This window comes from Aedoeadaptatus acetigenes, from assembly GCF_025566985.1.
Classification (GTDB): Bacteria; Bacillota; Clostridia; order Tissierellales; family Peptoniphilaceae; genus Aedoeadaptatus; species Aedoeadaptatus acetigenes.
In genome coordinates this window covers 1-17,087 of sequence record NZ_JAOQJD010000004.1, presented here as the reverse complement: position 1 = coordinate 17,087, position 17,087 = coordinate 1, and the positions used below count along the sequence as shown (strand labels likewise).

Annotated in this window: 16 protein-coding genes and 2 pseudogenes; 15 read left to right on the top strand and 3 right to left on the bottom strand. The window is 45.0% G+C overall.

Annotation, left to right across the window (positions count from 1 at the left end; genetic code table 11):
• Positions 1–46 precede the first annotated feature (46 nt).
• Complete coding sequence (locus OCV31_RS02605; protein WP_148472379.1) at positions 47–778, top strand: copper amine oxidase N-terminal domain-containing protein; 732 nt, start codon at positions 47–49, stop codon at positions 776–778.
• 71 nt (positions 779–849) lie between these two features.
• On the opposite strand, the gene OCV31_RS02600 is transcribed toward OCV31_RS02605, so the two are convergent.
• From OCV31_RS02600 to OCV31_RS02590, 3 genes are read right to left on the bottom strand one after another with little or no spacing between them, the layout of a single operon-like run.
• Positions 850–1,482: a response regulator transcription factor gene (locus tag OCV31_RS02600; protein ID WP_148472377.1), complete on the bottom strand. Its 633-nt coding sequence runs from the start codon at positions 1,480–1,482 to the stop codon at positions 850–852.
• The gene (locus OCV31_RS02595; protein ID WP_148472375.1) at positions 1,472–2,734 is read right to left on the bottom strand and encodes a sensor histidine kinase; all 1,263 of its coding nucleotides are present in this window, start codon (positions 2,732–2,734) and stop codon (positions 1,472–1,474) included. The genes OCV31_RS02600 and OCV31_RS02595 overlap by 11 nt, the downstream gene beginning before the upstream one ends.
• On the bottom strand, positions 2,727–4,391 hold the full coding sequence (locus OCV31_RS02590; RefSeq protein ID WP_148472373.1) for a histidine kinase N-terminal 7TM domain-containing protein: 1,665 nt from the start codon (positions 4,389–4,391) through the stop codon (positions 2,727–2,729). Before OCV31_RS02590 ends, OCV31_RS02595 begins: the two co-directional genes overlap by 8 nt.
• Positions 4,392–4,653: 262 nt before the next feature.
• Here OCV31_RS02590 and OCV31_RS02585 point away from each other — a divergent pair, with 262 nt between their 5' ends.
• From OCV31_RS02585 to OCV31_RS02520, 14 genes and pseudogenes are all read left to right on the top strand, one after another.
• Positions 4,654–6,399, top strand: coding sequence for an ABC transporter ATP-binding protein (locus tag OCV31_RS02585; protein ID WP_148472371.1), 1,746 nt, complete (start codon positions 4,654–4,656; stop codon positions 6,397–6,399).
• Positions 6,396–8,117 carry an ABC transporter ATP-binding protein gene (locus tag OCV31_RS02580; protein WP_148472369.1) on the top strand — a complete coding sequence of 574 codons (1,722 nt, stop codon included), beginning with the start codon at positions 6,396–6,398 and terminating at the stop codon, positions 8,115–8,117. The genes OCV31_RS02585 and OCV31_RS02580 overlap by 4 nt, the downstream gene beginning before the upstream one ends.
• 9 nt (positions 8,118–8,126) lie before the next feature.
• On the top strand, positions 8,127–8,708 hold the full coding sequence (locus tag OCV31_RS02575) for an MptD family putative ECF transporter S component (protein WP_394800633.1): 582 nt from the start codon (positions 8,127–8,129) through the stop codon (positions 8,706–8,708).
• 128 nt (positions 8,709–8,836) lie between these two features.
• On the top strand, positions 8,837–9,400 hold the full coding sequence (locus OCV31_RS02570; RefSeq protein ID WP_267303765.1) for an energy-coupling factor transporter transmembrane component T: 564 nt from the start codon (positions 8,837–8,839) through the stop codon (positions 9,398–9,400).
• On the top strand, positions 9,387–10,802 hold the full coding sequence (locus OCV31_RS02565; RefSeq protein WP_148472362.1) for an ABC transporter ATP-binding protein: 1,416 nt from the start codon (positions 9,387–9,389) through the stop codon (positions 10,800–10,802). The genes OCV31_RS02570 and OCV31_RS02565 overlap by 14 nt, the downstream gene beginning before the upstream one ends.
• Positions 10,777–11,766: a helix-turn-helix domain-containing protein gene (locus OCV31_RS02560; RefSeq protein ID WP_267303764.1), complete on the top strand. Its 990-nt coding sequence runs from the start codon at positions 10,777–10,779 to the stop codon at positions 11,764–11,766. Before OCV31_RS02565 ends, OCV31_RS02560 begins: the two co-directional genes overlap by 26 nt.
• Before the next feature lie 91 nt (positions 11,767–11,857).
• A complete protein-coding gene (locus tag OCV31_RS02555) occupies positions 11,858–12,043 on the top strand; it encodes a hypothetical protein (protein ID WP_148472358.1) in 186 nt (61 codons plus the stop codon).
• Between the two features lie 230 nt (positions 12,044–12,273).
• Positions 12,274–12,756, top strand: a pseudogene (locus OCV31_RS02550) (lysine--tRNA ligase); the annotation flags it as partial.
• 63 nt (positions 12,757–12,819) lie between these two features.
• Positions 12,820–13,101: a CD1845 family protein gene (locus OCV31_RS02545; RefSeq protein WP_148472354.1), complete on the top strand. Its 282-nt coding sequence runs from the start codon at positions 12,820–12,822 to the stop codon at positions 13,099–13,101.
• 84 nt (positions 13,102–13,185) lie between these two features.
• Positions 13,186–13,959: a replication initiator protein A gene (locus OCV31_RS02540; RefSeq protein ID WP_148472351.1), complete on the top strand. Its 774-nt coding sequence runs from the start codon at positions 13,186–13,188 to the stop codon at positions 13,957–13,959.
• On the top strand, positions 13,956–14,783 hold the full coding sequence (locus tag OCV31_RS02535; RefSeq protein WP_148472349.1) for an ATP-binding protein: 828 nt from the start codon (positions 13,956–13,958) through the stop codon (positions 14,781–14,783). The genes OCV31_RS02540 and OCV31_RS02535 overlap by 4 nt, the downstream gene beginning before the upstream one ends.
• On the top strand, positions 14,776–15,261 hold the full coding sequence (locus tag OCV31_RS02530) for a PcfB family protein (RefSeq protein ID WP_148472346.1): 486 nt from the start codon (positions 14,776–14,778) through the stop codon (positions 15,259–15,261). Before OCV31_RS02535 ends, OCV31_RS02530 begins: the two co-directional genes overlap by 8 nt.
• Positions 15,258–15,992 (top strand): BRO family protein, encoded by a 735-nt coding sequence (locus OCV31_RS02525; protein ID WP_148472344.1) that lies wholly within the window; start codon positions 15,258–15,260, stop codon positions 15,990–15,992. The genes OCV31_RS02530 and OCV31_RS02525 overlap by 4 nt, the downstream gene beginning before the upstream one ends.
• Positions 15,985–16,980, top strand: a pseudogene (locus OCV31_RS02520) (type IV secretory system conjugative DNA transfer family protein); the annotation flags it as partial. The gene OCV31_RS02525 and the pseudogene OCV31_RS02520, both read left to right, overlap by 8 nt.
• Positions 16,981–17,087: the final 107 nt, after the last annotated feature.

The following is a 17,087-nucleotide window of genomic DNA, read 5'->3' as shown; positions in this document are numbered from 1 at the left end:
GGGCGCATAATAAAAGAAGAACCACGCGGGCCGAAAGGAGAAAATCATGAAAAAGACGGATCGCAGAAAATGGTTATGGCTCTTGCCTCTGTTGATTTTCGCCCTGGCCTTTAAAGGGCCGAAGGATGTGACGATCTATATGAACGGCGAAATCATCTCGACGGATCAGCCGCCGGTGATTAAAAATTCCAGAACCTTCGTGCCCGTGCGGGTCATCGCCGAAAATTTAGGGGCGCAGGTCTTTTATCTGAAAGATGAAAAAGCCGTGTCCATCGAAAAAGGCGACAAGCTCATCTACATCCCCATCGGAAAGAAAGAGATGCGCATCAGCACGACCGAGATGGCGGGCCCCGTGCCTCTGGATGGGCCGGCCTTCATTAAAAATAATCGCACCATGCTTCCCCTCCGGGCCATCGCGGAAATGTTCGACATGGATGTGGCCTGGGACGAGGCGGCGCGAGCGGTGCGGATCTCCTCCCCCGATCACTATTTAAAGCCCTATGTGAATGTCGAAAACGCCGCGGCGGAAGTGATCGATCGGCTGATGAAGATGGGCCTGTTGGATGAGGGCTACTACGCTACGGACACGCGGCCGGTGACGGTGGATGAAAAGAATCTAAAGGAAGAAGGCTTCTTCGTCGCCCTGCGCAAAGACAATCCCGTGGATAAAAACCTCGTCGATCACCTGTGCTATTTCTTTATAAACAAAACCGGCACGGTGATCATGGAATACAATCCGCTCACCGACGGCTATGAAGAGGTGGTGGCGGTAAATTAATCGCGAAAGAGCTCGCAGAGGCGGGCTCTTTTTTTGCGAGCACAAAAAAACCGCGGAGGATATCCGCGGCTTCATTGTTCACTTTCGTCGATGACAAAGCCCGTAATGCGCGCCTGAATGGCCAGCTGGGTGCGGCTGGTAAAGCCCGTCTTGTCCATGAGGTGCATGACGTGGGTCTTCACCGTGTTCAGAGAGATCTCCAATTTGCTCGCGATCTCGTCGTTTCCGGCGCCGGTGGTCAAAAGGCGCAGCACCTGAATTTCCCGGGGCGTAAACTCCGTGGATTTCGCCAGACCCAATTGAATCACCGGGGTTTGCTCGGGATAAATGGATTCCCCGGCCAGGGTGCGGCCGATTACCTCGAGGATGCCGGCCTCCGAGGCTTCCTTGTACCAAAAACTGTCGATGCCGATGGCCTTTGCCCGATCCATCCAGGAAACTTCCGGCATGCTGGTGACGGCGACGATTTTCATCTCCGGCCTCAGCTTCTTTATCTTTTCCGCCGCATCCAATCCGTTGGATCCGTCTTGCATGAGAATGTCCATAATCACCAAATCCAAGTCCCCGTTCAGGACGTAGGTGTCGGCAAACATGGCCGTGTCCACGGAATACACCACCTCGTAATCGGGACTTTTGTCCAGAATCAGGCGAAAAAGCTCGCGGGAGACGAATTGATCGTCGACGATCATGAGTTTATACGTCACGAAAACCTCCTTTCGTCCAGGATAAATCCAATTCAAAGAGCGACTCTGTTCGAACGGCCAGACTGCCGTCGTAATAGGCCAGGCGTTGGCGCATGTTTTTCAAGCCGCCCTTTTCCTCCACCGGGCCCGTGGGCAAGTCGCCGTCGTTTTTAATGCAGCAGGTAAATGTGGGCCCTTGATCTTTCAGCGTAATCCAAATCTTTTTGGCGTGGCCGTGGCGAATGGCGTTATTTAACGCCTCGTGGACCAATTCCACCAAGAGCGCCTGATCTTCCTTGCTTTCGGGAACCTCGCCTTGGACCATGACGCCCACGCCGATGGCCCCCGCTGTGGTAATAAACTTGTCCCAGGCCGAGGCAACTTTCACAGGCTCCTCCTCTTCGTCGAAAAGAAGAAGGCATTCCCCCCACAGGGTCTCCAACCGGCGGCGATCCTCCGGCGTCTTCTCCGCCTTTTCCAAATAGCGCCTGAAATAAATCAGTGCCTGGCCCAGGCGGTCGTGAATTTTTATTTTGGCCTGTAAAGTTTCCTTCTGCCTCGTGTATTCGCCGATTTTTTCCCGGTACGCCTTTAACTCGGCGTTCATCCGCTGATTGGCCCGGGTCATTTTTTCGATTTCCTCGTACAGCGCCCACTCCAGGGTAATGTCGTAGGCCAAAGTTTCTTTCACCAAGCCGTGGTGGATGATTTTAATCTGCCACACCTTGGAATTGCTTTCGACGATCAAAGGCTCCCGCTGCAAAATTTTTGTCCGAGGCTTGATGCGATTGGCTTCGATGTCTCTGGCGCAGAGCAAGTCGTTGACGAGCTTTTTGCCGAAGACCTGGTAGCTGATTTCCTGCATTTGGCGGTTCACCAACAGAGGCGTGCCGTCAAGTTTTGAAAAGCAAATCCCGTCGGGAAGATTGTCCACGCTTTCTTTTACGGAGTTTACCCCCAACTGTTCCTTTTTTAGTTTGGAAAGTTTTCGCGCCAGGGCGCCTTCAAGAAGGAGCAAAAGCAGGAGATAGGCGATGAAGCCAAAAAGGGGCATGGACAGAAAATACGTGGCCACGTGCATGTGCCCGGTGCCCAGCTCCGCCACCACTTGGGCGGGAAGAAGTGCGGCCGCGACCAAGAGGGCGCTCAGAAGAACGAGGGTCGATACGCGTAAGGTGAGGATCGCCTCCACGGAAAGATCCAGGGCGATGAGAAGGATCACGAGGCTTGCGATAAACAACAGGGCGAGGCCGGCGGTGGAAAGATTAAGCATCGATCATCACCGCCTTACTGATGGAGAAGCGCCGAATGCAGAGCATCTCTTCAAATTCTTCCGTAAAGGCGACGCCTTCCGGGGGAAGCACCTCGAGGATTTCTCTTTCCAGGGAGATTTTCTCCTCGGTTTCCACGTAGATGGAAAGCAGAAGATCCCCGTCGTCTTCCTTAAAGTGAACAAATAGCGCCGAGAGGGAATGGAGATGGGCCTCCAAGATGATTTGAAAAGCGGCGTAAAGGCTCAGGCCGAGAGCGGCATCCACTACGCCCTCCACCGTCCAGGTGTCGGAGGTAATCACGCCTTTCAGCCGCAGGTAGTCCAGGGATTCGTCGAAGGCCAGGCGCACCTCGGAAAGGGGAAGGCCCTTTTTGTTTCGCCCCAGTAAAAATAAATTGGAGAAGCGCTTAATGTACACATTCAAAAGGCAGGCGTCCTTTAAGGCGTCTTCATAGGCCCCTTCCTCCTCGGGCAGCGCGGCCATAATGGTTTTCAGCTGAGCGAATTGGGGCTTGAGATGTTCGTTAATGGCGGCGCGAATCTCCTTCTGCTCTTCCACCTTGGCCATTTCTTCCCTTAATTTGTTATTGGCCATGAGCAATTCGTTTTCGTTGAGCATTTCCTCGTTGACGGAGAGAAGCTGTGCCTTCAGGCGGTTGAAATCCGTGAGATCCACGAACCAAAAACAGCTGCCCCCGTGAATGGGCGAACTCTCGAGGAGCGTGTTTTCGTCGACGGCGATGGCGCGGCTTTCGGCCCGCATCACCGCATCGGCGCTGACCTCCGGGCCCTTGTTTGGCTTTACGACCATGCGCCCCTTTAAATCCATCATACCCATATTCAGTGACGAGAGACTTAGAAACGTGTCGTAGCCGCGATTGGAAGCGATGAGCCGCGTAAAGACCAAGGACTCGATAAAGAGAATCACCGTGAGGCTGTTAAACTCCGCACTTTGAAAGGCGATCTTCACATAGTGAAAAGAGGGCGCATCCGCAATGTAGAACATGGTGTAGATAAAACAAAGGGCCAAAACCCCCACCGGGGCGGCGATGGATCGCAGGCGCTTTTGTGCCAAGGACCGCTTCGAGGTAATGATCAAAGTCAGGGCGGCGAGAAGGAGGATGTAGCCGTTGACGAGAAGATACGCCGGGCCGTACTGTTTAAAGCCCGAGGCGTGGGCGTAGGGAACGAAGACGAGGCCGTGGAGATCGTTGGTCAAAATCAAAAGAATCAACGATGCGGTGGGAATCCAAAAGAGATACCAGCGCCTGTCTATGGGTTCTCGCTCCGATTTTCCTACGTAGAGGGACGTAAAAAAGACCAAATGGACCGTGGTGAGGATGAAAAAGTAGTATATGTAGCGAATCCAACGAACGGCCGTGGAAGATGCGATGAGGATTTCGTATTTCACCGTGCGCGTCGCCAAATAGCCGATGAGCAAAAGGGCGATCAGCTTAAATCGCCGGGCCACGTCGGCGCGGAGCACGCGATTTTCCATATTTTTCGCCCAGAGAAGAAAGATCAGGGCGTAGAGAAAAAACACCAGAGTCTTTCCCGTAAAAGGCAATGCATCACGGGCCTCTGCCAATTGAACGGCCGCGGCCGCGGCAATTAAAAGAATCGAGAAGATATAGGTCGTGATCTCTTTTCGGTACATGGTGCTCTCCTTCTGAGGCGGCACGGGGGCCGCGCATCTTATAAAACACTTTGGTTCTTTATTATTATATCAAGAAAAATCACTCCATGGGATTCATTTCCGCGGCAACCGGACGGGCCGACTTCGCATCGCCGGGCGTGCGTGGATTTCGCTATACGAAATGAATAATTTCGCTTTTATGAATAGACAAGGAAAAGGAAAATCGCTACACTGTGTTTAAAAGACAAAAGATAAGCACTATCATTAATGAAAGGAGATCTGTTTGAACACCTATCGCAAACTATTTGCTTACATACCGGAGAAGCGAAGCAACGGCTTTTTATCGGCGATTTTTTCCATAGCCGCCGTGTGCTGTCATTTATTCGGCTATTACTGTCTGTGGCTCGCCCTAAAGGCCATTTTCATTCAACAGGATTTCAGTGCGGGCAGCGATTACGCCCTTCGCGTGGTAGCGGCATTTGTCGCTTACGGGATTCTCTATTTTCTCGGTACATGGATGAGCCACTTGGCGGCCTTTCGCTTGGAGACCCGCCTGAGGGAAAAGGGCATCGATCATCTCTTGACGGCGTCCAATACCTTTTACGATAAAAACCAATCGGGTCGCGTGCGAAAAATCATCGACGACAATGTGGAGCAGACCCACATGGCCGTGGCCCATTTGATTCCCGATCAGACCGTGGCCATTTTAACGCCCATTCTTATGTTTGTCGTCATCGGCCTGGTGGATTTGCGGCTGGCGGGCTTTTTCGGCGTCATCGTCCTCTTGTCGGGCTTCCTCTGCTTCAAAATGATGGGGGAAAAAGAATTTATGAGCGCCTATATGGAGCAGCTGGATCTGCTAAATGCCGAAGCCGTGGAATACGTGCGGGGCATGCAGGTGGTGAAGCTTTTTGCCGCGCCCATCGTGAGCTTTAAGCGACTATACAGTACCATCAACGATTACGCCGACATGGTTTACAACTACTCCATGTCCTGTCGCATTCCCTATGTCACCTTTCAGTGGCTGTTGAATTTATTCATCGTCGTGCCTGTTTTCTACGCCGTTTATCGCGTGGGCGCAGGGGACGGCGGCGGCCTGTGGGCGGCAAAGGCCCTGTTCTTCGCCCTGTTTATGGGGATGTTTTTTGCCAACATTATGAAAATTATGTATGTGTCCATGTATCACGCGCAGGCCAATCGCGCCGTGGATACTCTGGAGAGCCTGTTTAAGGAGATGGAAGAAAAGAAAATGGTCTTCGGAAAAGAAAAAGACTTCGCAGACGGCTCCATTACCTTTAGCCACGTAGACTTTTCTTACGAGGACGAAAAAATTCTCTCCGATTTCTCCCTCCACTTGGATGCGGGAAAAATTTACGCTTTCGTCGGCCCCTCCGGCGGCGGCAAGTCCACAATCGCCAAGCTCGTCTCCGGGCTCTACCCGGTGGATAAGGGCGAAGTGATGATCGGCGAGAAATCCATGACCGCCTACGACAAAGAAGTGGTCATGGAAACGGTGGGCATGGTGTTTCAACAAGCGAAACTTTTTGAAGGCCTCACCATTTACGATAATGTGAAACTTGCAGGCCCCGAGGCATCCCCGGAAGAAGTGCATCGGGCGCTGGCCTTAGCTCGCTGCGAAGAGTTTAAGGAGAAATTTCCCGCAGGCTACGACACCGTCATCGGCGCCGAGGGCGTGAAGCTTTCCGGCGGCGAGTGCCAACGGGTCGCCATCGCCCGATTGTTTTTAAAAGATCCGAAAATCCTCATTCTGGATGAAGCCTCGGCGGCGGCAGATCCCGAAAACGAATACGAGATCCAAAAGGCCTTTTCGAACTTAATGAAGGGTCGCACCACCATCATGATCGCCCATCGCATGAGCAGCATTCGCGGCGTCGACGAGATTCTCTTTATCGAAGGGGGAAAGGTCGTGGAGAGAGGCAATCACGACGCCCTTATGAAAGAGGACGGCCGCTACGCCCGGTTTGTCAACTTGTATCACGAGGCCAATGAATGGAGGATTGACGGATGAAAGAGTATTTACGAAAAACCTACGCCCTCACGGAACGGGGAGCGGACGGCCTGTGGCGAGCGACGGTTTACGGCTTTTTAAAAAACATCACCTACATGCTCCCCATGTTTCTCTTAATGTACGCCACTAACGGTCTCTTGGGCTTCGGCGGTTTCAATGGGGCCTACGGCGCCCTCGGCTTTGTGCTTATCGGCGTAGTCATGTTTCTGGTCATCAATAAGGAGTACCACACCACCTTTAACGAAACCTACAAAGAATCGGCGAATCTGCGCATGGAAATCGCCGAGGGAATCAGGCAATTGCCCCTGTCCTCCTTTAATAAAAAGGACTTAACCGATGTCTCCCAAACCATGATGAAGGATGTGGAGGCCATCGAACACGCTCTGTCTCACTCCGTGCCGACCTACTACGCCTACCTTGCCACGGTGGCGGTGATCGGCATCATGCTTCTCATCGGCCAACCCCTTCTGGGGCTCGCCGTCTTGGCGCCCATTGTGCTTAGCATTTTTCTCGCCCATCTGTCGCAAAAAATGCAAAAACGAGCGACGAAAAAGTATTATCTTCGTCAGCGCAAGTCCTCGAAAGCCTTTCAGGAGCTTATCGATCTTCACGAGGAGATTCAGTCCTACCATTTAAGCGAGACAAAGAAAAGTGAGGCGACGCGACTGGTGCGGCGAAACGAAGCCGTGCACATTCACACGGAGCTAGGTCAGGCTCTTCCCGTCACCTTTTCCGGCGCAATTAGCTTTTTGTCTCTGGGCTTTGCCATGGTGGCGGGCACCCGGCTTCTGCAAAGCGGCACCATTAACGTGCTCTACTTTGCCGGCTATGTCTTTGCGGCGGCCCGCCTGATCGACGCCACCACCGCCTTCACCATGGCCCACGCGGAAATCGCCTACATTTCAAGTAGCGTCGATAAAATCAAAAGCTTGGTGGATGCGCCGGAACAAACGGGAAGCCCGACGGCCCTCACCGGCTTTGACATCGCCGGGGAAGATGTCTGCTTCGCCTACGATAAGAAAAAGAATGTCATCGATGGCATCGCCTTTGAAGCGAAGCAAAACACGGTAACGGCATTGGTGGGCCCCTCCGGCTGCGGCAAATCCACTTTGCTCCGCTTGGTAAGCCGCCTCTACGATTACGACGCCGGGCATATGACTGTGGACGGCAAAGAGCTTTCCTCCATTCAAACGGAGGATCTGTTTAAGCACGTGTCCATGGTCTTTCAAGACGTGCTCCTCTTCAACGGCTCCGTCTTCGATAACATTCGCATCGGCAAATACGACGCCACGGAAGAAGAAGTCTACGAAGCGGCGAAACGTGCCGGCTGCGACGATTTCGTAAAGCAATTGCCCCAGGGATACGACACAATCATCGGCGAAAACGGCTCCCGCCTTTCCGGCGGCCAGCGGCAGCGAATCTCCATCGCCCGCGCCTTTTTGAAAGATGCGGAAATCATTCTTTTGGATGAAATCGCCGCGTCCCTGGATGTGGAAAACGAAAAATACATTCAGGAATCCTTGAATCGGCTGATAAAAAATAAGACGGTGATGATTATTTCCCACCGCATGAAATCCATCGAAGGAGTGGATCAGATCATCGTGATGAACGGCGGAAAGATCGAAGCCTGCGGACGGCACGAGGCGCTTTTGGATGAAAGCCCCACCTACCGCACCATGATCGAAAGCTTCGAGCGCTCAGACGCCTATGTCTATTAGGAGGTTATCATGAAATTAAATGTACGAGATTTAGTGAACGCGGGTGCATTTTCCCTGCTCACGGTAATGGCTATTTGGGTCGGCGGCATGATCGGCTTTATTCCTGTCGCCATGCCCTTCGTCCCATTTGCCTGCGGCTTGCTTTCGGGACCGGTATTTATGCTTTATTCCACCAAGATCCATCGATTCGGGATGATCCTCGTCATGGGCGTCGTTTGCGGCCTGGTCTTTTCCTTGGGAGGCCACGGCGCCGTGGCACTGCCATTGATTATTGCCGTTTCGCTTTTATCGGAGTGGGTTATGAAGAAAGGCGGCTACAACAGTCCGAAACAAGCGCGACGGGCCTATACGGTATTTATGCTCTTTGCAGCGGCGAACTTATTGCCTCTCTATTTTGCGCGGGATCAATACATTCAGTCCCTGGTCGATCGAGGATACGGCGTGGATTTCGTGGATAAATTGGTCGCGGTTATGCCGAATTGGTCCTTTGTTCCCGTGGTCCTTTTGGGAATGCTTGGCGGTTATTTAGGCTGTACGATCGGTTTGAAATTAATTAATAAACATGCCCGGGCGATCGATACGGAAAAATGAACTTAGATTTTCGAACGAAGCTGGTCTTGACACTGGTTGTAGGGATTGTATGTGTGGGAGGCAGTCTCGCTCACAGTTACCCGCATTTCGGACCGATCCTTTGTCTTTTTCCCTATTTGTTGGGAGCATTGGATAGAAAATGGTCCTTTGTATTGAAGGGCACGATCACCTCGGCCTTGGCTTATGGGGCAACCCTTTATTTGCAAGGAGAGGGATTTTTCAGCTTGTGTTTTAATTTATACGCAGGCATCGTCCTTCGGATCTTGCCCGGGGTGATGATGGGCTATTATGCCATTACGACCACAACCTTGTCCGATTTGGTATGCGCATTAAAAAAATGGCATATGCCCAACGGCATCTTAATTCCCGTCTCCGTTATGTTTCGTTTCTTTTACTCAATTAAAGAAGATTACGGAAAAATAAAAGAAGCGATGTGGATGCACGGCATGGGCAGACAGGACCTCTTGACAAAACCGGTGGAGTATTTGGAGTACCGTTTCATGCCTCTTTTAATGATTACATCGAATACCGCCGATCACGTGGCTATTTCTGCCATGACGCGTGGCATGACGGAGGATTGCAACAGGAGCAGTATTTCGACCACGCGGATACGATGTTTCGATGGTGTATTGCTTGCATTTGCCTTTGTCGTTATCGGCTTGGCAGTAAGGAGTAAGTATGCTGGAATTTAAGGATTTTTCCCTTTCCTATGGAAAATCAGAGAAGATCTTGGATCGCGTAAACCTTGCTTTTTCTCCCGGCACGGTGCATGTCATCACAGGCAAATCCGGCTCGGGAAAAACCTCGCTGATCCGTGCCGTGAACGGGATTATTCCCGAAATCATACCGGCTGATCTGAGCGGGACGATAAACTATAACGAAAAACCGCTTTTGCCTATGACCATAAGTGAGCGGAGTCAATTGATCGGTACGGTTTTTCAAAATCCGAAGAATCAATTTTATGCCGTGAACGTAAAAGATGAGATGGCTTTTGCCTTGGAGAATCGTGGAATACCGCGTGAGGAAATTTTGCGACGCATTGATTATTACGCAGATCAATTGGAACTAAAACAGTTACTGGATAAGGATTTAATGACATTATCCGGAGGCGAGAAACAACGGGTCGCCATTGCATCGGTCGCCATGATGGATAATGCCGTGTACGTGTTCGACGAACCGTCTGCTTCCTTGGATCAGCATTCGATCCAAAAGATCAAAGACGTGATCGTCAAGTTAAAAGATGCCGGAAAGATCATCTTAATTGCAGAGCATCGTCTGTACTATTTAAACGATGTGATGGACAGTTTGTGTATCATCGATCATGGCCGCCTCATTCAATACAATCGCGGCGAGATCGACGAGCAAGTGATTGAAAAGCATCACCTTCGATGCTTGGAAACACCGAAAGAATGCGAGCTGAGTCATAAGACGTACAGGCAACAGGATTTGCGGGAGAAAGTATGTGATGAAAAAGCCGCTTGTCTATGTAAGAATTTCCGCTGTCGGTATAAAAATCCCTATACGAAAGAAATTCGGGAGATTTACGATATGAATATCTCTTTCGAGCCGGGCATTTATTTTATCACCGGGGACAATGGAATCGGGAAATCGTCTTTTATCCGTCAAATGTGCGGCTTGAACAAAAAACAAAAAGGCGTCACCTACTGGAAGCAAAGGGTGATTAAGAAACCGGGAAAAGTCATTTCCCTCGTGATGCAGGACGTGAATCACCAGCTTTTCACGGAATCGGTATATAAGGAAGTGGCCTTGGTCGTAAATGACCGAGCGCAGATTGAAGACGCGCTAAAAACCTTTGATTTATGGCATAAAAAAGACGCGCATCCGCAAAATTTATCGGGCGGTGAAAAACAGCGGCTCGCCATGGCGCAGGCCTATGGAAGCGAAAAAGAACTGGTTATTTTGGATGAGCCGACCTCAGGTCTCTGTTTTGATACCATGTGTCGCGTCATCCATGCCCTGAAAAAAATGAAAGAAGCGGGGAAGCTCATCATCGTCGTTACACACGATTACGAGCTTATCAACCGAACAGATGAAGGGATTGTTCACTTTGACAAATTTAGAAGATTGGGTTGACGGCGTTGAGTCTTGGGGGTTTCGCGTCGTGGATTACGACGAGGACACCATGTTTTTTGAAGGCATTGAAAGGGACGATGACACCATGGTCACCTATCGCATCGCCCCCGGCGTCTTCGTCGATTACATCAACATAAAGAGCCGCTACCGCTCGGAAAATGCCGCTCACAGCGGCAGGCGGGGCTATCGCATCGCCTATTGCAGCAGCGGAAACTACTACACCCACATTAACGGAAGCAAAGTGTTAATCACCTCGGCGGAAGTTTTTGTGGGTAAAGCGATTCCCGAAGCCAAGGCTTCCTACGGTACGCAAGAGGGCATCGTCGCTTTTAATATCGTGGTGGCACCCGATGAAATCGAGGGACGCACGTTTTTGGCGGATCTGTCCCGAGATTTTGTCGAAGCGGTAAAAGAGGTCAAGGACATGGGCTTTACGGTGAAGCGAAAAGATGCCCTGGATGAAGCCCGCGGCTTAATCGACGCATTGGCAAAAGCGGATCGCGCCGGCATCGGTCTCATGGCCTTTCGACTGCTCTCCACCATTTCCAAGGAGCAAGTGAGCGCCAATCGCAAGCGCTATTTTCAAGAGACGGAGGATGAATTTGTTGCTGAAATAGAGCAGTACTTACGGGAGAATTTAAAGGAGCCCGTGACCTTAGACCGCCTGGAAGAAGTCTTTGGTTGCTCCAAATCTACGATCATCAACAAATTCATCCGCACCTGCCAATACACTCCCATGAAATACTTGGCGAACTTGCGCATGATGGAAGCGGAGCGGCAATTAATCGACACCAACGCCTCCATGACCTACATCGCCGAGTCCGTGGGCTACGACAACCCGTCGAATTTTTCTCGTGCCTTTAAGCAGTTTACGGGATTATCTCCGTCGGCTTACAGAAAATGCTTCGGCCAATCGAAAAATGACACAAAAAAAGCAAAGCCAACGTCTAGAGTGACCCCATAAAGTATTCCGCATTTGAGTGCGAATTTCTCATTGACAGGTCTGCAATAAATATATAAAATAAAAAACACAATTGTTCAGTAAAGGAGGAGTTATGAACCAAAGAAGTCGAATTTGTCTTTATCTCATCGCCTTGTCCTACATTCTCTTGCAATTGATAAGACTATGGCACGAGTATTTCGATCCTTCAATGGGCGGCATTCCTTCTTATTTGGCGTTGCCCCTTGTGCCCGTCGGATTGGGCTTAGTCTCATGCCTGTTGGGTGAGAAAAAAGAATAAGTTGTCTAAAGGTGCCATTAGCCTTATACGATACATTGCTGCGGCGTCGCATTCCACGAAAGACTTTAAAGGATCCGTTGATAGTCAATCCTCAATGGATCCTTTTTTATAATGAGAGAATACAATTCGACTGATGTCACAAAGGTTGAATAACAAATAAAAAAGGAAGACGGCTGTCTTCCTTAATCCTCTTCGTGGACGCGTTCCCGAAGGGGTTTCTTTTTTTCAGGCTTTTGTTTTTCCCCACGATGAAGCCAATAGGCTTAGAAAAGGCAGAAAATAAGGATTCGTCAAAAGAAACTTACGAAACTTACGACAAACTTACGACAGAAAAAATCGACTTTTCAAAAGTAAGAGTAGAGCCATTATTTGAAGATATGGTTGATTTTGATACATTCTCAAAATCTGATTTTAGAGTTGTAAAAGTTTTAAACTGCGAAGAAGTTCCAAAATCAAAAAAACTTTTGAAATTTACATTAGATGATGTTTCTGAAAAAGAAAGAGTTATTTTATCTGGTATTAAAGAATATTACAGCGCAGAGTCTTTAATTGGAAAGACACTGCTTGCGATTTGTAATCTTCCTCCACGTAAGATGATGGGAATCGACTCAGAAGGTATGATTATATCTGAAATTTGCGGGTACGACGGAGAAGAAAAACTTAACTTAACAATGTTGGATGATAATATTCCAGCAGGATCAAAATTATATTAAAGAACACGCTAATTATGAAACTGGGGTTTGTTATGAATCCCAGTTAAATTTTTAGGGGTATGTATGAGATGGATAATTAGAATAATTTTATTACCGATAAGATTAGTGTTGAGTTTGCTCATAGCTTTTTTAACCTTCATATTAAGTTTGAGTACTGCGTTGTTAAGCGTAGTTTCTACTTTAATTTTTATAATTGGATTAGCTAGCATATTTCAAGGAGATAAGCAAATTGTAATTGAAGCACTAATATTAGCATTTTTATTTAGTCCATTTGGATTACCTAAATTAGGTATATATGTTATTGGATTATTAGAATTATTAAAATATACAATAAACTCAATTTGAAGAAAAATAAATATTAGACAATCGTAGACGATAGAAAGTAATAATTCTGTCGTCTTTTTTTTATTTCAAAGAAAGGAGGTAAGGATGAATTTTGATTATTTTTATAATAGGCAATCTGAAATGTATAACTTTATTAGGTTACCTATGGTATTAATGGAAGATGAGATTTTTGAGAGCATTTCTATTGAAGCTAAAGTTTTGTATTCATATATGCTTAATCGAATGGGTCTTTCATATAAAAATGGCTGGATAGATGAAGATGAAAAAGTCTTTATTTACTACACAATTGAAAGTATAAAAGAGCAATTTAATTGTGCGAGTGAAAAAGCAAATAAATTAATAGCTGAACTTGATATTAAATCAGGAATAGGACTGATTGAAAAGAAAAGACAAGGACTTGGAAAGCCTAACAGAATTTATGTTAAAGACTTTATGAGCATATTTAATAATAAGGAATTAAAAAATCAAGAAGTTCGAAAAACAAAATTCCAGAAGTTCGATAATCGAAATTCAAGAGATTTGAATATCGAAAGTCAAGATTTTCGAAAATCGGAAGGTAACTATAACAATATTAATAATAATGAGTTAAGAAAGAATGATTTTAGTAAAGGTCAAAAGCCTTATGGAATATATAAAAATATATTTTTGACTGATGAAGAATACAAGGACTTAACAAATGAGTTAGGAAGTAGAATTAATGAATACATTGATAGGCTCTCGTCATATATGAAAGCAAATAACAGAGAGTATCAAGACCACAAGGCAACGATAATCAATTGGTATCTTAATGATCAGTCGAAAAACATTAATGATAATACAACAAGGAAAATGAATTACGATATAGGAGAGAGTTTATGACAAGTTTAAAAGATTTTGTATTAAGAGAAAATGATATTGAAAGAAATGGGTATATCTATTGCAAGGTATGCGGTAAAAGAGTCGATGGAGAATTACTTGACCTTGGATTTACAAAGTTTATTCCAAGAATTAAATGTGAATGTGAAATAAAAAGAGATAAGGAAAATGAAGAAAGAGAAAGACTAATGAGAATATCGTCATTGAAAAGAGATTGCTTCTCATCGCCGCTCCAACACCAATATACTTTTGAGAAATTCTTAAATGAAAAAGGTCAAGCCTATAAGGTTGCCTATAATTATGCTAAAAGTTTTGAACAAATGAAAAAAGACAATGTTGGACTTTTATTTTATGGAGATGTTGGCAGTGGAAAGACTTATCTTGCTTGTTCTATTGCAAATGAATTAATCAAAAGAGAACAAGTTAAAGTTAAGATTATGAATTTATCTCAAGTTATAAACCAAATACAAAAATCTGCATTCAAGATAGATTCAAATGAAATTATAGATAACCTATCAAATATTCCCTTGTTAATTTTAGATGATCTTGGAATTGAAAGGGATACATCTTATGCAAGAGAACAGGTATATAACATTATAAACTCAAGATACTTAAAGGGTAGGCCGACAATTTTCACTACAAACTTATCATTGGAAATTGTTCAAAATCCTAATATTGAACTTGAGTATCAGAGGATATATTCAAGAATACTTGAAATGACAATACCAGTTAAAGTTACGGGAGAAGATTTTAGAAGAAAAATCCATCAAGAGAAGTTAAGAAAATACAAAGAGTTACTTTTATATGGAGGTGGAATAGATGATTAATGAAGAAGTATCTAGGTCAAGTCTTAATCTTGAAGTAAGACTTGCAAAAGCAACGAGTAAAGCAATTCTTGATGTCTTAAAGAAAGTTCACAAGCAAATAGAAGAACAAGGAGGTTTGAAAAATGTAATAAAAAATAATGGAGAAGAAGTAAAGCTAAAGGATATGGTTAAAAAGGGACAGTTAGAAGAAATTAATCTAAAGGATCCTGAGTTAAAAGAATTAAAGAAAATTTTAAATAAGCACGGAGTGAAGTTTTCTGTTATGAAAGATAAGGAAACTGGTAACCACTCTGTGTTTTTTCAATCTAAGGATATAAAAGTAATGGAACACGCCTTTAAAAAAGCAGTTAAGGCTTCTGAAAGAAAGTCCGATAGAAAAGATTCAATAACAAAGACTATAAATAAGTTTAAAGATATGGCTAAGGACACTATTAGCAAAGATAAAGTTAAAAATAAACATAAGGAGCAAAGCTTATGATAAGTAATTTAAAAACATTTGAAAATAAGAATTTTGGGAAACTCACTGTTATAGAAAAAGACGGTGAGTTTTTCTTTATAGCAAATGAAGTAGCAACGATGTTGGGATACGTCAATCCAAGAAAAGCTATTTATGACCATGTAGATGAAGAAGATAAGGGTGTAACGAAATGGAACACCCCTGGAGGAATACAGAATATTTCAATAATTAACGAATCAGGACTGTATTCACTTATCCTCTCATCAAAACTGCCACAAGCAAAAATATTTAAAGCTTGGGTAACTAGAGAAGTCTTACCAAGTATTAGAAAAAACGGAGGATATATAGTAGGGCAAGAAAAGAAAACTAACGAAGAGCTATTTGCAGATGCAATTCTTGTAGCCAATAGAATTATTGCCGAAAGAGAAGAAGAAATTGAAGAATTAAGACCAAAGGCAGATTATTATGACAAATTAGTAGATTATAACCTACTTACAAACTTTAGAAATACTGCCAAAGAGTTAGGAATACCACAAAATCAATTTATAAGTTTTCTAATGGATAAGGGATTAATTTACAGAGATAAGAAAAAGAAACTCTTACCTTATGCAGATAAGAACAAGGGATATTTTGAAGTAAAAGAATGGATTGATCCACTAGGTACACTTGTAGGAATACAAACATTAATAACACCAAAGGGAAGACACTACCTACTAATTTTATTAGATAGTGAAGGTTTCTACGATGAATAAGATATTAGAAGCCATTCTTTCTGATATTAAAAACCTAATTAAAATAGACAACCCAAAGAAATTTATATTATCAAACATTCCCTATCTATCATTCTTCTACATTGGAAATATCTTTTCTAAGCACATCAATTCTTATGTAGGAGGAGATATTATTGATAAAATAATGGTGGGAATTTCTGATATAGGAACTTTATCTTATGTACCAAGCCTTAATCCAAGGGACTTGTTATTGGGTATTTCAGTTGCTGGTCTTGTTAAGCTAATAGTTTATAGTAAAGGTAAAAATAAAAAGAAATATAGGCAAGGTAAAGAATATGGATCTGCAAGATGGGGAGAAAGTAAGGATATTGCTCCATATATTGACCCTAAGTTTGAAAACAATGTTCTCATAACTAATACCGAAAGACTAACAATGAACTCAAGACCTAAAAATCCTAAATACGCTAGAAATAAAAATGTATTGGTAATAGGTGGTTCTGGATCAGGTAAGACAAGATTTTATGTAAAGCCAAATCTAATGCAAATGCACTCTTCCTATGTAGTAACAGACCCTAAAGGGACACTTGTGTTAGAGTGTGGAAAAATGCTATATGAAAATGGCTACGACATAAAGATATTAAACACAATAAACTTTAAAAAATCTATGAAATACAATCCCTTTGCATATTTGAGAAGTGAAAAAGATATTTTAAAGCTAGTCCAAACAATTATAGCCAACACCAAGGGAGATGGAGAAAAGGCAGGAGAAGATTTCTGGGTAAAGGCTGAAAAGCTATATTACACTGCCCTCATCGGTTATATCTATTATGTAGCACCAGAAGAAGAAAAAAACTTTAAGACGCTTTTGGATATGATTGACGCAAGTGAAGTTAGAGAAGATGACGAAACCTATATGAACCCAATTGATAGGCTCTTTGAAGCTCTTGAAAAGAAAGACCCAAGTCATTTTGCAGTTAAGCAATATAAGAAATATAAGCTGGCAGCTGGAGTAATAGAATTAAGGAGAACACTTAATCACTATTTTAGTGAAATATGTACTTCTTAATTCTTTTTTTATTGAAAAATTAAGAGAAAGGGGGTAAAAATGAGGAATTT